This is a genomic window from Alcanivorax sp. HI0044 (assembly GCF_001634945.1).
In genome coordinates this window covers 1-870 of record NZ_LWEZ01001672.1, presented here as the reverse complement: position 1 = coordinate 870, position 870 = coordinate 1, and the positions used below count along the sequence as shown (strand labels likewise).

Genomic DNA, 870 nt, shown 5'->3' with positions numbered 1-870 from the left:
CCGCCACCGGCGTTACCTGATTTTTCTTTCTTCCCACAAGGCACTCCCATGCTGTAAGCCTTTGATTCTAGCATTCCTTTTAAAGTCGGCCCAGCCTTCCTGGCCGATGGCACTATTCGATCTATACAGATAAAAACACGCTGTCTACCTTATAATCTTGAATTTGGTTGGTCATACAAATAAAGTCCAATGAATGCACTTTACTTGGGAGCGATCCAATGGCTCTGGCAAACCGCAAGATTGGTTACGACGAGGTTGTAACCCGTGACATTCACTTTCCCATGAACATCGAAAACGTGGCTCGCCACTGGTTTCGCAACGACCCGTGGTCCACTCACTGGATGAATGCCATTCTCGCCGCCGTCCCCGACGGTGAACGCTGGGTGATGAATTCTGCAAGACGGCAGCTTGGCAAGCTTGACGATCCAGAAGTGCTGAACGCAGCTAAAGAATTCATTCGCCAGGAGCGCATTCATGCTCGTGAGCACGATGAAATGAACGCCATCGGCGTGCAACACGGGGTTCCCATCGACAAGGTTGAAGGCGTGTTCAAGCTGATCCGTAAGCAACTCCAACACCGCCTCAGTGACGATATGCAGAGCTCCATCGCAGCGGCGTTTGAACATTTCACGGCCATTATTTCCTCGGTACTGCTTGAGCACCCGGAGCTGTTTGACGAAACCCACCCGGATTTGCGTGCCATGCTCTACTGGCACTTTGTCGAAGAAACCGAGCACAAGAGCGTCAGTTATGACGTCTTCGTCGATGCCAGTGGTGGTGGCTACCGCAGTTACCGACTGCGTATCAGTGGCATGCTACTGGCCATTGCCCTGGGCTTCCCCATTATGATCGGCAACCAGACCTATCTGC

The 870-nt window shown here is 52.1% G+C and carries 1 protein-coding gene; it reads left to right on the top strand.

The features are described 5' to 3' along the window. Positions 1–218: 218 nt before the first annotated feature. Positions 219–870: metal-dependent hydrolase (locus A3730_RS25160; RefSeq protein WP_063539234.1), on the top strand; the 652-nt coding region annotated here is incomplete at its 3' end.